At 70.9% G+C, this 15,283-nt stretch carries 11 protein-coding genes; all 11 read right to left on the reverse strand.

Translation table 11 applies throughout. The features are described from left to right. Positions 1-12: 12 nt before the first annotated feature. Positions 13-582, reverse strand: coding sequence for a GNAT family N-acetyltransferase (locus OHA61_RS09785; RefSeq protein WP_406302745.1), 570 nt, complete (start codon positions 580-582; stop codon positions 13-15). 29 nt (positions 583-611) lie between these two features. Beyond that, positions 612-1,454, reverse strand: coding sequence for a GNAT family N-acetyltransferase (locus OHA61_RS09790; protein WP_406307307.1), 843 nt, complete (start codon positions 1,452-1,454; stop codon positions 612-614). A 127-nt stretch (positions 1,455-1,581) separates the two neighbouring features. Further along, complete coding sequence (gene ispG, locus OHA61_RS09795) at positions 1,582-2,736, reverse strand: flavodoxin-dependent (E)-4-hydroxy-3-methylbut-2-enyl-diphosphate synthase (protein WP_406302747.1); 1,155 nt, start codon at positions 2,734-2,736, stop codon at positions 1,582-1,584. Between the two features lie 161 nt (positions 2,737-2,897). Then, entirely contained in the window at positions 2,898-4,199 is a 1,302-nt protein-coding gene (locus OHA61_RS09800) for a M50 family metallopeptidase (RefSeq protein WP_406302749.1), read from the reverse strand. Next, on the reverse strand, positions 4,196-5,446 hold the full coding sequence (gene dxr, locus OHA61_RS09805) for a 1-deoxy-D-xylulose-5-phosphate reductoisomerase (RefSeq protein ID WP_406302751.1): 1,251 nt from the start codon (positions 5,444-5,446) through the stop codon (positions 4,196-4,198). Before dxr ends, OHA61_RS09800 begins: the two co-directional genes overlap by 4 nt. Before the next feature lie 45 nt (positions 5,447-5,491). Then, complete coding sequence (locus OHA61_RS09810; protein WP_406302753.1) at positions 5,492-6,211, reverse strand: hypothetical protein; 720 nt, start codon at positions 6,209-6,211, stop codon at positions 5,492-5,494. Positions 6,212-6,299: 88 nt separating this feature from the next. Then, positions 6,300-8,246: an acyl-CoA dehydrogenase family protein gene (locus OHA61_RS09815; RefSeq protein ID WP_406302755.1), complete on the reverse strand. Its 1,947-nt coding sequence runs from the start codon at positions 8,244-8,246 to the stop codon at positions 6,300-6,302. Positions 8,247-8,463: 217 nt separating this feature from the next. Then, entirely contained in the window at positions 8,464-9,909 is a 1,446-nt protein-coding gene (locus tag OHA61_RS09820; RefSeq protein ID WP_324982237.1) for an aldehyde dehydrogenase family protein, read from the reverse strand. Between the two features lie 187 nt (positions 9,910-10,096). After that, positions 10,097-11,017, reverse strand: a complete 921-nt coding sequence (locus OHA61_RS09825) for an EamA family transporter (protein WP_406307308.1) — start codon at positions 11,015-11,017, stop codon at positions 10,097-10,099. A gap of 154 nt (positions 11,018-11,171) precedes the next feature. Then, a complete protein-coding gene (locus OHA61_RS09830) occupies positions 11,172-12,737 on the reverse strand; it encodes a PucR family transcriptional regulator (RefSeq protein ID WP_361903611.1) in 1,566 nt (521 codons plus the stop codon). A gap of 135 nt (positions 12,738-12,872) precedes the next feature. Further along, complete coding sequence (locus OHA61_RS09835; RefSeq protein WP_406302756.1) at positions 12,873-14,969, reverse strand: ATP-binding protein; 2,097 nt, start codon at positions 14,967-14,969, stop codon at positions 12,873-12,875. Positions 14,970-15,283 lie beyond the last annotated feature (314 nt).

The raw sequence follows: 15,283 nt of genomic DNA on the forward strand, positions 1-15,283 counted from the left end.
GGTAGGCGGAAATCAGTTGTCGCGCAGCAGCGGCAGCGGGGCGCCCATCACGGCGTACGGACTGGGTGCACTGGGGAACATCACCTGGCGCGCGAGGTCCTGGTATCCGAGCGCGCGGTACAGGCCGCGGGCCGGGCTCTCGATGTCGATCGCGGAGAGGATCGAGCGCGGCTGCTTGACGCTGTCGGTGATCGTGGTGATCAGCGAGCGGCCGATGCCGCGCCCCTGGAAGCCGGGGTGGACATGGAGCTCGGTGATCACGAAGGAGTCGTCGAGCCAGCTGTCGGCGCCGTTGCGGCGCAGATACGGCTCGACAACGGTGGACCACCAGTGGGTGCGGCTGTTGGGCATGCCGTACACGAAGCCGACGAGTCGTCCCGTCTCCGTCAGCGCCCCCAGCGCACGCGCGCCGGGGTGGAGGAGATGCCGGTGGACGATATGGCGGCGCACGCCGACCTCGTCGTCGCTGAGCCCGAAAGCGAGGGCCTGCACCGCGAGCGCTTCGTCGATCCGCGCGGAGAGATCGACCGGGGCCACGACGACGCTGGGAGTCTGCGGTCCACCGCCTGAGAGTGCTGCCATGCGCGAACCCTACTTTGCGCGGCTCGAGGTCAGAACAGCACGCTCATGAAGGCGCCGACCTCACTGAAGCCGACCCTGCGGTATGCCGCTCTGGCTGCTGTGTTGTAGTCGTTGACGTAGAGGCTGACGACCGGGGCGACGTCCGCGAGGGCGTAGCGCAGCACGGCCGTCATGCCGGTCTCGGACAGCCCGCGGCCGCGGAACTCCGGTGCCACCCAGACGCCTTGGATCTGGCAGGCCTCATTGGTGGCCGCGCCGATCTCGGCCTTGAAGACGACCTGGCCGTCGTCGATGCGGGCGAACGACCGACCGGCGCCGACGAGTTCGGCGACGCGGGATTGGTAGAGCAGTCCGCCGTCGCCGGCCATCGGCGAGATGCCGACCTCCTCGGTGAACATCGCCACGCAGGCCGGCATGATCACGTCCATCTCGTCCTTACGGATCCGGCGGACGTACGGGTCGGGCTCGATGCCTTCGGGAATCTGCTGGGTGACCATCAGCGGCTGGTTGGCGCGTACGTCCCTGGCCGGACCCCAGCTCGGCTCCAGCAGCCGCCACAGCTGGGAGGTGGGCTCGGCGGGGCCGACGATGGAGGAGCAGCGCCGGCCCGCTCTGCGTGCCCGGTCGGCGAAGGCGCGCACGGCCTCGGGGGTGGCACAGATGGGGACGAGGTTGGCACCGGAGTAGCACAGCGAGCGCAGCCGCCCGTCCGCGTACCAGCCCCACATCTCGCCGCCCAGGCGCCACGGGTCGAGTCCGGCCACCTGGACGCGCGACGTGATGAAGGCGTTGGCGACAGGCTCGCTCTCGAGGATGGCGAGCGCTGCGCCGAGGTCACTGGGGTCGAGGACCCGGGTGGTGGTCTGCGTCAACACGAGGGGGCCTCACCATACGGTCTGCTGATCTCCGAACTGTACCTGGCAGGTCCAGGGGCTGCCGAGCTCAGCGCAGGGCCCCGCTGAACGCCCTGAGGCGTACAACGGGGCCCGTACCTCGTTGTCAGCTGACGGAGACCTCGGGCTCGCCCGAGAGGACGCCGTCCTTCTCCATCTGATCGGCGATCTTCAGCGCCTCTTCGATGAGCGTCTCGACGATCTTCGACTCGGGCACGGTCTTGATGACCTCGCCCTTGACGAAGATCTGGCCCTTGCCATTGCCGGAGGCGACGCCGAGGTCGGCCTCTCGGGCCTCGCCCGGGCCGTTGACGACGCAGCCCATGACGGCGACGCGCAGCGGCACCTCCATGCCCTCCAGACCGGCGCTGACCTGGTCCGCGAGCTTGTAGACGTCGACCTGGGCGCGGCCGCAGGACGGGCAGGAGACGATCTCCAGGCGGCGCTGCTTGAGGTTGAGGGACTCCAGGATCTGGATGCCGACCTTGACCTCTTCGGCGGGCGGGGCGGAGAGCGAGACCCGGATGGTGTCGCCGATGCCCTCGGAGAGCAGCGCGCCGAAGGCGACGGCGGACTTGATGGTGCCCTGGAAGGCGGGTCCGGCCTCGGTGACACCGAGGTGGAGGGGGTAGTCGCACTGGGCGGCGAGCTGCCGGTAGGCGTTGACCATGACGACCGGGTCGTTGTGCTTGACCGAGATCTTGATGTCGCGGAAGCCGTGCTCCTCGAAGAGGGACGCTTCCCACAGCGCGGACTCGACGAGCGCCTCGGGGGTGGCCTTGCCGTACTTCTTCAGCAGCCGGGTGTCCAGCGAGCCCGCGTTGACGCCGATACGGATCGGGGTGCCGGCCTCGCCCGCCGCCTTGGCGATCTCCTTGACCTTGTCGTCGAACTGCTTGATGTTGCCCGGGTTGACCCGGACCGCGGCGCAGCCCGCGTCGATCGCGGCGAAGACGTACTTCGGCTGGAAGTGGATGTCCGCGATGACGGGGATCTGGGACTTCCTCGCGATGGTGGCGAGCGCGTCCGCGTCGTCCTGGGTGGGGCAGGCGACACGTACGATCTGGCAGCCCGACGCGGTCAGCTCGGCGATCTGCTGAAGCGTCGCGCCGATGTCGGAGGTCCGGGTCGTCGTCATCGACTGCACGGACACGGGGGCGTCCCCGCCGACGGCCACGGAGCCGACCTGGATCTTGCGACTGACCCTCCGGTCGGCGAGCTTCGTCGGAACGGACGGCATTCCGAGAGAAATTGCAGTCATCTGCTGTGCAACCCCAAGGTGTGGATCGAGGTCCCGAGATCGGCGGGCTCCAGGCTCCGAGATTACGGCACGGACGTTGACCCGAGCACATCGCAAGGGAAACGCCACACAAAGGCGAAGGCCGGACACAAAGGGTGTCCGGCCGTCACCAAAGGGATCACTCAGCTGATTTTGACCGGGTTGACGATGTCGGCGACCAGCACGAGCAGGGTGAAGCAGATGAAGATTCCCGCCACCACATAGGCGACCGGCATCAGCTTGGCGACGTCGAAGGGACCCGGGTCGGGACGCCGGAACACCTTGGCGATGTTGCGGCGTACGGACTCCCACGCAGCTCCCGCGATATGTCCGCCGTCCAGCGGCAGCAGGGGCAGCATGTTGAACAGGAACAGGGAGAGGTTGAAGCCCGCGAGCAGCATCATGAACGTCGCGATGATGCTCTGCGTCGGGACGTCCAGGTTCAGCACCTCACCGCTGATGCGGGCCGCGCCGACCACGCCCACCGGGGAGTCGGCCTTGCGCTCGCCGTCCGAGAACGTCGCGTTCCACAGGTCGGGGATCTTGGACGGAAGCGCGACGATGGACTCGACGCCGTTCTCGATCATGTCGCCCATGCGGTCCACGGAGTCGGTGAAGGAGAGGGGCAGGATCTCGGTCCGCGCCGCGAAGCCGAGATAGCCGGCCTCGACGAAGTCCTCGGGAACGGGCTCGCCGTCCGAGTCCTTCCTGACCACCAGGTTCTTGGCGAGCGTGGCCTTGAGGACCTGCTGCTTGCCGTCCCGCTCGACGGTGATGTCGGCCGGGCCGATCGTCTCGCGGATGTGGTTGGACAGCGTGGTCCAGTCGCTGACGGGCTCTCCGTTGAAGGCGACGATCTTGTCGCCCACCTTCAGGCCCGCGGCCTGGGCGGGCGAGACAGGGTCGCCCTTCTTGCAGGTGTCACGGTCCTCGCTCTGCGAGATGACGCACTTCTGTACGCCCGCGACCTCGGTGGTCTGGGTGGCGAAGCCGTACGCCATCGCGACGCCGAGGAAGATCGCGACGGCGAGGACCAGATTCATGAACGGTCCCGCGAACATCACGATCACGCGCTTCCAGGGCTTGCGCGTGTAGAACAGACGGTTCTCGTCGCCGGGCTTGAGCTCCTCGAAGGCCGCCGAGCGGGCGTCCTCGATCATGCTGCGGAACGGCGAGGTGGACCGCGACTCGATCCGGCCGTCGTCGCCGGGCGGGAACATCCCGATCATGCGGATGTAGCCGCCGGCCGGGATGGCCTTGATCCCGTACTCCGTCTCGCCCTTGTGCCGGGACCAGATGGTCGGGCCGAAGCCGACCATGTACTGGGGCACCCGGATGCCGAAGAGCTTCGCCGTCGACAGATGGCCGAGCTCGTGCCAGGCGATGGAAATCAGCAGGCCCACAGCAAAGAGAGCTATGCCGATAACCGTCAACAGAATCGTCATGCGCGAGCCTCCGCTGTCGCCTTCACTGCCAGTTCCCGCGCCCGTGCCCGGGCCCAGGTCTCCGCTTCCAGGACGTCCGCCACCGTGAGCGGGGTTCCCCTGGCGGGCACACCGTGCTCGGTGACGACTTCGGTGACCGTATCCATGATTCCGTTGAACGGCAGCCGCCCTGTGAGGAAAGCGTCCACGCACTCCTCGTTCGCGGCATTGAACACCGCCGGGGCTGTTCCACCCAGCTCCCCCACGTGCCTGGCGAGTCCCACCGAGGGAAATGCCTCGGTGTCGAGCGGGAAGAACTCCCAGGTCGAGGCCTTGGTCCAGTCGAAGGCGGGCGCGGCGTCAGGGACCCTCTCGGGCCAGCCGATGCCGATGGCGATCGGGCCGCGCATATCGGGCGGGGTGGCCTGGGCGAGGGTGGAGCCGTCCGAGAACTCCACCATGGAGTGGACGTAGGACTGGGGGTGGACGACGACCTCGATGCGCTCGAAGGGGATGTCGTAGAGGAGATGCGCCTCGATGACCTCAAGGCCCTTGTTGACCAGCGTCGCGCTGTTGACGGTGATGACCGGGCCCATCGCCCAGGTGGGGTGCGCGAGGGCGTCCTTGGGAGTGACATCGGCCAGCTCGGCGCGGGTACGGCCGCGGAAGGGGCCGCCGGAGGCCGTCACCACGAGCTTGCGCACATCGGCTCGCGTCCCGGCCGCCAGCGCCTGGAAGAGTGCGGCGTGCTCGGAGTCGACGGGGATGATCTGGCCGGGCTTGGCGAGCGCCTTGACCAGCGGCCCGCCCACGATGAGCGACTCCTTGTTGGCGAGGGCGAGGGTGCGGCCCGCTTCGAGGGCGGCGAGGGTGGGTGCGAGACCGATGGAGCCGGTGATCCCGTTGAGCACGGTGTGGCAGGCGGATGCGGCGAGCTGGGAGGCGGCGTCGGGGCCCGCCAGGATCTCGGGTACGGGTTCGGAGCCGTACTGCTCGGCCAGCGCCTCGCGCAGTGCGGGCACCACGTCCTCGCGGGCCACCGCGACCGTGTCGACCCGCAACTGCCGCGCCTGCTCGGCGAGGAGTCCGACCCGCCCGCCGGCGGCGGAGAGCGCGGTGACGCGGAAGCGGTCGGGGTTGCGCAGAACCAGATCGATGGCCTGGGTGCCGATGGACCCGGTGGAGCCGAGTACGACGATGTCGCGGCGGCCTTCGGTCGCGTCGAAGGCGAGATGCGGGTCGGCGAGGGGGGATGGGCTGTCGCTCATGACCCCATTGTGGCCGTAACTGCTGTCCGACTGGACAGTGCGTCCCTATGCGCCGCTCTTCGCGCCCGCACCGAACTTCTCCCACTGGGCGTTCATGACCTCTTCGGGCACCTTCCCGATGTCCTTGGTACCGAGGAACTCGGCGCGGAAGGACAGGGTGGCCGAGCCCGAGCGGACGACGGTCAGGTACTCGTACAGCTTCAGCTTCCCCTTCACATCGAGGACGGTGAAGCGGTACGCCCTGGCCTCGTCCCCGAAGGCGGGCGCCCTGACGGGCTCCACGGTGAGGACCTTCGCCCTGGCGAGGGCGCGCTCCTCGACATAGCCCCCGGCGCACGAGGCTCCCGCGGTGGCCAGGGCCTTCATGACGGCGGCCGCCCGACCCTTCTCGTACGACCGCAGCTGTACGGCAACGCTGAGTCCGGCCATCTGTCCGGGTACGTCGACCTCACGGTTGACCTCGGCGGCGGGGTCATGGGCGGTGGCGCCCCTGGCGAGGCTGACGAGGGGCTGGCAGACGGCGGGATCGGCGGTGTAGTCCTCCCCGAGCGGCCCGCCGAGGGTGTACTCGGAGGCGGTGTACGCGCCGACCTTCTCGCCCTCGGTGAAGGAGACGGCCTTGAGCTGCGCCTCGGTCAGGGCAGCGGGGACGGCGGCGGACGGCTTGTCGTCGGCCTTCTTCTCCTCGGCGCCGTCGCAGGCGCCGAGACCGCCGAGGACGACCGCCACAAGGGCGGCCGTCCCTGGGCCCTGCCGATTCCCCACCCCGAACATCCCTGCCCCGTTTCCGTGTTGACCGTAATCCGTGATCAGAGGTCGATTGTGGGGCAGGGACGCCGGAGCGGTCGAGTAATCAGCGGATCGGACGGTGGACGTTGGTGCGCTCGGACGGGCCGGGGGTCGCGTCGGCGATCCAGGGGCCCTCGCCGCTGGGGTCGACGATGCCCTCTTCCAGCCAGGTGTACGTGCCGGACAGGACGCCGTCGACGACCTTGCGGTCCAGGTCGTCGGTGTTGGACCACAGGCGCGTGAAGAGCTCCTCGACACGGATCCGGGCCTGACGGCAGAAGACATCGGCCAGTTGGTACGCCGCGCGGCCGTGGTCCTCGCTCCTGCGCAGCAGCTCCGCGCGTACGCATGCCGCGCTCATCGCGAAGAGTTCCGCGCCGATGTCGACGATGCGCCCGAGGAAGCCCTGCTTGGTCTCCATCCTGCCCTGCCAGCGGGACATGGCGTAGAAGGTGGAGCGGGCAAGCTTGCGGGCCGAGCGTTCGACGTAGCGCAGATGGCCGGAGAGATCCGCATGGCCGGCAGGGTGGAACTCGCTGTACGTGCGCGGGAGTTGACCCGGCCCTGCGACCAGTTTGGGCAGCCAGCGGGCGTAGAAGGCGGTTGCGTGGGCGCCGGCCTTGGCCTTGTCGCCGAGCGACTTGTCCGGGTCGATCAGGTCGCCCGCCACCTTGAGGTGTGCGTCGACCGCCTCGCGGGCGATCAACAGATGCATGATCTCGGTAGAGCCCTCGAAGATGCGATTGATGCGCAGGTCGCGCAGGACCTGCTCGGCGGGCACGGCCCGTTCGCCGCGCGCCGCAAGGGAGTCCGCCGTCTCGAAGCCGCGGCCGCCCCGGATCTGGACCAGTTCGTCGGCCATGACCCAGCCCATCTCGGAGGCGAAGAGCTTGGCCAGCGCGCCTTCGATACGGATGTCGTTGCGGTCCTCGTCAGCCATCTGACTGGACAGGTCGAGCACCGCCTCGAGGGCGAAGGTGGTCGCCGCGATGAAGGAGATCTTCGAGCCGACGGCCTCGTGCTTGGCGATCGGCTTGCCCCACTGCTCGCGCGCGACGGACCACTCCCGGGAGATTTTCAGGGCCCACTTGCCGGCCGCCACACAGGAGGCGGGCAGCGAGAGGCGGCCGGTGTTGAGCGTGGTGAGGGCGATCTTCAGACCGGCGCCCTCGGGGCCGATGCGGTTCTCCGCGGGGACCCGGACCTGGTGGAAGCGGGTTACGCCGTTCTCGATGCCGCGCAGCCCCATGAAGGAGTTGCGGTTCTCGACGGTGATGCCCTGCGAGGCGGCCTCGACGACGAAGGCGGTGATGCCGCCCTTGTGGCCCTCGCTCTTCGGCACCCGGGCCATGACGACGAGCAGGTCGGCGACGACACCGTTGGTGGTCCAGAGCTTGACGCCGTCGAGGACGTACGAGTCCCCGTCGGGCACGGCCGTGGTCGCCAGGCGTGCCGGGTCGGAGCCGACGTCCGGCTCGGTGAGCAGGAAGGCGGAGATGTCGGTGCGCGCGCAGCGCGGCAGAAACCGCTCCTTCTGTTCGGGCGTGCCGAACATCTTCAGGGGCTGCGGTACGCCGATCGACTGGTGCGCGGAGAGCAGCACGCCGATGGCGGCGCTGGCGGACCCGGCAAGAGCCAGCGCTTTGTTGTAGTACACCTGGGTCAGGCCGAGGCCCCCGTACTTCGGGTCGATCTTCATCCCGAGCGCGCCGAGTTCCTTGAGCCCGTTGATCACCTCGTCGGGGATCCGCGCCTCGCGCTCGATCAGCGCCCCGTCGATCTTCGTCTCGCAGAAGTCGCGCAGCTTGGCGAGGAAGGCCTCGCCACGCCGGGTGTCCTCGTCCGCGGGCAGCGGGTGCGGATGGATCAGATCGAGGCGAAAGCGGCCGAGGAAGAGCTCCTTGGCGAAGCTTGGCTTGCGCCAGTCCTTTTCGCGCGCGGCCTCGGCGACCTGTCGCGCTTCGCGCTCACTGACCTTCGGAGTCTGTGTCGTGTCGAGTGGTGCGGACATGAGGCTCACCTCGCCGCGAGTCGGGGCTTCCGGGGCGTCGGCCGGGGCACACACGCTCTACCGACCGGTGCTACTCGTCCGTAGTACCCGATTCCTGCCCTCTCCACCAGTCCGCGTACCGCAGTGGAGGGAAGTGCGGGAGAAAACGGCAACGGCCGGAGCCCCCGCACAGTGGGCTCCGGCCGTCGGTCCTGACGCGCAGGGTTGCAGCGCGCGGTTACAGCGCGAGACCCGTGAGGACCAGCACCCGCTCGTAGGTGTAGTCGTCCATCGCGTAGCGCACGCCCTCGCGGCCCACGCCGGACTGCTTGGCCCCGCCGTACGGCATCTGGTCCGCGCGGTACGAGGGGACGTCGCCGATGATCACGCCGCCGACCTCGAGAGCACGGTGGGCGCGGAAGGCGGTCTGCACGTCGTGCGTGAACACACCCGCCTGCAGGCCGTACTTGGAGTCGTTGACCGCGGCGAAGGCCTCGGCCTCCCCGTCGACCTTCCGGACGGTGAGGACGGGTCCGAAGACCTCCTCGCAGGCCAGCGTGGTGTCCTCGGGGACGTCGGTGAGGACGGTCGGCGCGTAGGAGGCGCCGTCGCGCTTGCCGCCCGCGAGCAGCTTCGCGCCCGCCTGCACCGCCTCGTCCACCCAGGACTCGACGCGCTTGGCGGCGTCCTCGCTGACCAGCGGGCCGACGTCGGTGGCGCTGTCGGACGGGTCGCCGGTGACCTGGGCCTCGACGGCCGCGACGATCTTCGGCAGCAGCCGGTCGTACACCGTGGCGTCGGCGATCACGCGCTGCACGGAGATGCAGGACTGGCCGCCCTGGTAGTTGGAGAAGGTGGCGATACGGGTCGCCGCCCAGTCCAGGTCCTGCTCGGACGCGAAGTCGCCGAGGACGACGGCCGCGCCGTTGCCGCCCAGTTCCAGGGTGCAGTGCTTGCGAGGCACCGAGTCCATGATCGCGTAACCGACCTTGTCGGAGCCGGTGAAGGAGATGACCGGAAGGCGCTCGTCCTGGACGAGGGCGGGCATCTGGTCGTTCGGGACCGGAAGCACCGACCAGGAGCCCGCGGGCAGCTCGGTCTCGGCAAGCAGCTCGCCGATGATCAGGCCGGAGAGGGGGGTCGCCGGGGCGGGCTTGAGGATGATCGGCACACCGACCGCGATGGCGGGGGCGATCTTGTGGGCGCAGAGGTTCAGCGGGAAGTTGAACGGTGCGATGCCGAGGACGGCGCCCTTGGGGAAGCGGCGGGTGAGCGCGAGACGGCCCTGGCCGCCGGCGTCGGTGTCGAGGCGCTGCGCCTCGCCACCGTTGAAGCGGCGGGCCTCTTCGGCGGCGAAGCGGAAGACGGAGACGGCACGGCCGACCTCACCGCGGGCCCACTTGACCGGCTTGCCGTTCTCGGCGGAGATCAGCTGGGCGATCTCCTCGGTGCGCTCGACGAGCCGGCGCGACACATGATCGAGCGCTGCGGCGCGTACATGGGCCGGGGTGGCCGCGAACTCGTCCCGCACGGCGTGCGCGGCGGCCACGGCCTCCTCGATCTGGGCCTCGGTCGGGACCGAGACCTGGCCGACGAGGCGTCCGTCCCAGGGGGAGGTGACGTCGAGGGCGGTCTCGCCGGTGGCCTCGCGGCCGGCGAGCCAGAAGGCGTGGGTGGAGGTCATGTCCCGGCCCTTCCGAGATAGATGGGGTGTCTCTGCCCCACGGTAGGGGCGGGAGGGCGCATCGGCGTTTGTCCGGGGTGGAGTGCTGGGCGCGGCGTGCCCGCCGGTTTGGCCAGTCAGCGGGTTCGTGGCGAGCATGGACCGCGACAGGGCCCGGCGCCCGCCCCTCACCGGCCGTGCCCGGGAACTAGCGGCGGCGTTCCGTCGAGACGATCAGGAAGACCCCGGCCACGACGACCGCACCGCCGAGGGCGATCGGCCAGGTCAGCGGCTCGTGCAGGATCAGCGCACCGAGGAGGACGGCGACCACCGGGTTGACGTACGCGTACGTCGCGACCAGGGACAGCGGCGCGGAGTGCAGCAGCCACGCGTACGCCGTGAACGCGACGACCGAGCCGAAGACGACGAGATAGCCGAGCGCAGTCCAGGAGCGGCCGGAGACCTCGTCGAGGGCGAAGCCGTACTGCTCGCCCCGGCCGAGGCCCACCAGCAGACAGCCGATGCCGCCCGCGACCATCTCGTACGCACTGGCGGCGAAGGGATTGGCGGGCATCGGGATGCGTGAGGAGGAGAAGGAGCCCACCGACCACATGACGGTCGCCACGATCACGGTGAGCACGCCCCACAGGCGCACGTCACCACTGAGGCCGGGCAGGGTCAGCACGGCCAGGCCCGCCAGCCCGAGCAGCACGCCCAGATAGGCGCCGAGGCCGGGCCGCTCGCCGGCGGCCCTGCGCAGCACGACCACCCAGGCGGGCACGACGGCGATCAGCAGGGCGGCAAGCCCGGAGGGCACCGAGGTCTCGGCGAGTACGACCATGCCGTTGCCGCCGAGCAGGAGCAGCAGGCCGACCACGGCCGTGGACGCGAGCTGGGCCCGGGTGACCTTGAGTGCCGAGGCCCCCTGCCGCCAGGCCACGAGCCCGGCGAGGATCAGCCCCGCGACGATGAAGCGGGCCCCGGCCGAGAGGAAGGGCGGCATGGTCTCCACGACGACCCGGATACCGAGATACGTGGAGCCCCAGACGACGTACACGATGGCGAGTGCGCCCCATACGGCTCCGGATATCCGGCGGCGGGGTTCGGCGGCCACGAGGGCGTCGGAGATGTCGGGCGCGGGAGTGTCCGAGGGGGAAGCGCCAGCCTCGGAGGTGCTGGAGTTGGTGGCCACGAGGCAGGACTTTAGGCACTTCGGTCGGCACGTTCCAATGATTTTGCCCGACTTCGGGCACAAAACCGGAAGAAACTCTGGCGCCCGCCGATTATTCGGTCGCCGGGCCCGCCGTCGTCTTCAGCGCCAGCCACAGCTCCATACGTACGTCCGGGTCGTCCAGCGAGCGGCCCAGGATCTCCTCGACCCGGCGCATCCGGTAGCGCAGCGTATGGCGGTGGACTCCGAGGTCGGCGGCTGCCGCGTCCCACTGGCCGTGGCGGGAGAGCCAGGCGCGCAGTGAGGCGACCAGATCGCCCCTGCCGGTCGCGTCGTGCTCGTACAGCGCGCGCAGCATGCCGTCGGCGAAGGCGCGCACCGCGTCGTCCGCGAGCAGCGGCAGGACGGATCCGGCGGCCAGCTCCTCGTGCTCGACGAGGGCGCGGCCGCGGCGCCGGGCCACCGAGAGCGCCTGTTCGGCCTGTTTGTACGCGCCTGCGGCGGCGATCGGTCCGGTCGGCGCCGAGAGCCCGACGACCACCTCGGCATCCTCGGCCTCCTTGTCGGCGTACGCCGCGGTGCAGGCCGCGACGACCGCGCCGCCGTCCGCGGCCAGCACCACGAGACGGCCGTCGACGTCGGGGACGACGAGCAGGGGCTCGGGGGCCCGGGACGCCGCGGCCTCCAGTGATTCGGCGAAGGCCGGCAGCGGGTCCTCGGCAGCCGGGTCCGGCTCGCCCGCGAGCTCGGCGATCATCAGCCGGAAGGGCGCGTCGAGCAGCCCGCCGTACAGATCACCGGCGACCGCGCGGGCATGGTCCTGCTGGCCGGAGAGCAGCATGCGCAGCACCGCGGCGCCGAGGCGCTCTTCGGCGGCCTGGAGCGAGCGGGAGCGCTCGGTGGTGAGGGTCAGCAGGGCGACGGCGGAGTGCACGGCATAGCGCTCGGCGGTACCGAGCGGGGCTCCCGTACCGACGGCCAGCGCGCCGCGGACCCGCCGTCCGCTGCCCAGCGACTGCAGTTCGACCCGGTCGTCGTCGGTGTCGCCGACCACCGCGCTGGCGGGTGCCGGCCGCTCGCGCAGCCGCTCCACGTCGGCGGTGAGCCGCGCGGCCCGGCGGGCCGCCCATTCGGGAGCCGCGGCGACGACCGCGCCGGACGCGTCGTACAGCGCGGCCCAGCCGTCCACGGTCGCGGCGAGCCGGGCCACGACGGCCCCCGGGCCTTCGGCGAGCGCGGCCCGCGTCAGCTCCCGCTGGGCCTCGAAACCGGCCGTCACCGCGCGGTACTGGTCGGCCGCGATCGCCGCCGAGACCGCCTTGCTGATGGCGAGGAAGGGCGTGCGCCGCGGTACGGCGAGCAGCGGAAGGTCCTCCTCCTTCGCGGCCTCGACCAGCGCGTCCGGGATGTCGTCGTAGTACACACCGACGGCGAATCCGAGCCCGACGACACCCGCGCCCACCAGCCTGCGGACATAGCGCCGCATGGCCTCGCGGTCCTCGGCGTCCAGGGTCATCGCCGTCACCAGCAGCAGCTCGCCGCCCTCCATGTACGGCACGGGGTCGGCGAGTTCACTGACATGGGCCCAGCGCACGGGCGTCTCCAGCCGGTCCTCCCCGGCGCGCACGGTGAGTTTGAGCGCCGAGTGCTGGACGAGCGAGGCGAGCGTGGGCGGCATGGGGACCGGGGGCCCTTCGAGCAGAGGTGCAGAGGCAGACATGCGGATGATTTCGCCGTCCCGTATGAACGGCCTACCCCGATTCTGCCAGGGCGTAGCAGTACGGGGATCTGCCCAGGTCCAACGGGGACCTGTTCAGGTCCGCAGATCCACCAGGAGCGGCGGTGCGTGCTCGCCCCGTACGGTCGTCAGGGAGAGCACCGCATGCCCGGCGGGCACGGCGTGCGCCAGGTCGGAGGCGGACCAGCGGGCCCGCTCGACCTCGCGGACCGTGACCGCCTCGGCCGTGGCCGCCTTGCCGGTCACCAGGCGGCGCATCATGTGCAGCGCCTTGGTCAGGGGCTCGTCGGAGATGATCTGCCGGTTGGTGACGTCCCGGGTCTGCACCCACTCGGTGCCCCAGGCCTCGGCGAACCGGCCGCCGTCCCAGGGCGCGAGCCCCGCGAACGCCATCCGGCAGCCGACCGCGCCGAGCAGCGGGCCGCGCAGCGGCTCCGGCACGTCCTCCAGCGTGCGCAGCGCGAACAGCACACCGGCGTTGGCGGAGCGCAGCCGCTGGACCGCGCGCACCGAGTCGGCGGTCACGGTGTACGTCGCGTCGTCGAGGACGAGACACGCGAAGAGCGAGCGGTCCGAGCGGGTCAGCGCGGCTTCGTTGAACTGGGCGAGCACCAGGCGCGCGACGATCCGCGAGGCCTCGGCGTGACCGCGCTCGGGCAGATCGATGCGGACCCGCAGCGGGTGCTCGATGGCGCGCAGCGAGAACTGCCGGCCGCCGCCGTCGGTGCGGAAGAACTCCGCGAACGCGGGCCGGTCCAGGAAGGCGATGCGCTCGGCGAGCAGCACGCCGATGTCGTCGGCGCGGGCCGACTGCCGTTCGCGGGCGTCCAGTTCACGCAGCTGGGCCGCCTCCCCGGCCGCCTCCAGTGCGGTGCGCAGCACGCCCACGGCAGCGGGCGCGCCGCCGAGCAGTTCGCGCAGTTCGGGTACGGCCGGGAAGTGGTCGTGCACGCACTGGTAGGGCCCGATCAGCTGCGCCAGCGCGGTGGCCGCGCGCCTGCTGTCGCCGCCGGGCAGCGTGGCGGCGAGGTCCCCGACCAGCGCCTCGGCGAGTACGCGGGCGGCCTCGTCGGGGTCCTCGGCGCCGCCGTAGAGGTCGAGGTCATGGGTGGAGTCGGGCCGGCCGACACCGATGACGAGGTCGAAGGCGTCGTCGGGGGCGAGCCCGGTGCCGTAGGCCGTGACGGCGACGACGGCGGCGCGGTTGGCGAGCGCGAGCAGAGACATGGACTCGACGACGGGCCGCACGAGCCGCACGCTCTTGCCGGACCCGGAGGGCCCGACGGCGAGCAGCGAGGTTCCGAGGAGCGCGGGTTCGAGCGCGACTCCGGTGGTACGGCGGGCGTAGGGGTTGCGCTCGTCGTCAACGGCGGTGCCGATCTTGACCTGGGCGGTGGCCAGGTCGTGGGTGGCGGTGCGTACGGGCAGGTCGCGCAGGCCGGAAGGGTGCGCGCAGGCGGCGGCGCCGTGCTTGCGCACGGTGTCGGTGAAGGCGGCGAGCCGGTCCGGGCGGGCATGGACGCCCTGCCAGGCCCGCCGGATCCGTGCGTAGTCGACATCGCCGAGCGCGCCCGAGCGGGTGGCCTCGGAAAGGCTCTGCGCCGCGTCGAGGAGGCCCGCGGAGCGCAGGTCCGGCCAGTCGGCGGGGTCGGCATCGGGGCGCGGCGGCGGGGCGGCGGGCAGCTTGTCACTGCGGAGCACATAGCGCTGCCAGATCTCCGGCACATGGCCGATCCGGGCGAAGAACACGAGCAGGGCGCCGCCCACGATGGCGTAGTAGACGTAGCTGGCGGTCGCCCAGACGGGCGGGTCGGAGCGCCAGGAGTCGGGGGTCAGGACGAGCAGCGGCCAGATCCAGTAGCGGCCCAGGTAGCCGTTCCACAGCAGTGACCACAGCAGCCAGCCGCTGAGCAGCGCGATGAGGGCGCCGGCGAAGAGCCGCCGGGCCGGAACGAGTTCGGGCTCCTCCTCGGGCCTGGCGCGGTGGCCGAGCCGCCAGACACCGGGCTCGGCGGCCGGGCGGGGGGTGCGCAGCCATTCGGCGACGGCGGGGCGGGTGGTCGGGGCGTGGCCGGGGATGGCCGGGATCCCGGGCGCGACGGGTGGCCTCGCCGGCCGTGGCACCGGGTTGGACCGTGTGCCGCGTGCGTCGAATGTGCCTTCGGAATCCATGAACTGCTGCCCCCTGACCAGCCAGGCCCGCTCTGTGCACCCGTCAATCTAGTGCCCTCCTGCGGGTAGTTCACGGGTTCGCCCCGCCCTGTGGGGTCTCTCGCGGGGGTCCGGGGGTCGTCCCCCGGGAAGACACAGCACGGGTTCGCCCCGCCCTGTGGGGTCTCTCGCGGGGGTCCGGAGGTCACCCCCCGCGAAGACACAGCACCGATTCGCCCCGCCCCGTGCGATCCGCGCCGGGGGTCCGGGGCGGACTCCGCCTATGTCCGGCGCGGACAACGACACACCCCCAACACTCCCGAACGGCGCATGCC

This window comes from Streptomyces sp. NBC_00885 (assembly GCF_045207475.1).
Classification (GTDB): domain Bacteria; phylum Actinomycetota; class Actinomycetes; order Streptomycetales; family Streptomycetaceae; genus Streptomyces.

Bases quoted from the DNA above. Each gene is read 5' to 3' on its own strand.
- OHA61_RS09785 (WP_406302745.1), bottom strand. From the start codon at position 582: ATGGCAGCACTCTCAGGCGGTGGACCGCAGACTCCCAGCGTCGTCGTG.
- ispG (WP_406302747.1), bottom strand. From the start codon at position 2,736: ATGACTGCAATTTCTCTCGGAATGCCGTCCGTTCCGACGAAGCTCGCC.
- OHA61_RS09800 (WP_406302749.1), bottom strand. From the start codon at position 4,199: ATGACGATTCTGTTGACGGTTATCGGCATAGCTCTCTTTGCTGTGGGC.
- dxr (WP_406302751.1), bottom strand. From the start codon at position 5,446: ATGAGCGACAGCCCATCCCCCCTCGCCGACCCGCATCTCGCCTTCGAC.
- OHA61_RS09815 (WP_406302755.1), bottom strand. From the start codon at position 8,246: ATGTCCGCACCACTCGACACGACACAGACTCCGAAGGTCAGTGAGCGC.
- OHA61_RS09820 (WP_324982237.1), bottom strand. From the start codon at position 9,909: ATGACCTCCACCCACGCCTTCTGGCTCGCCGGCCGCGAGGCCACCGGC.
- OHA61_RS09830 (WP_361903611.1), bottom strand. From the start codon at position 12,737: ATGCCGCCCACGCTCGCCTCGCTCGTCCAGCACTCGGCGCTCAAACTC.
- OHA61_RS09835 (WP_406302756.1), bottom strand. From the start codon at position 14,969: ATGGATTCCGAAGGCACATTCGACGCACGCGGCACACGGTCCAACCCG.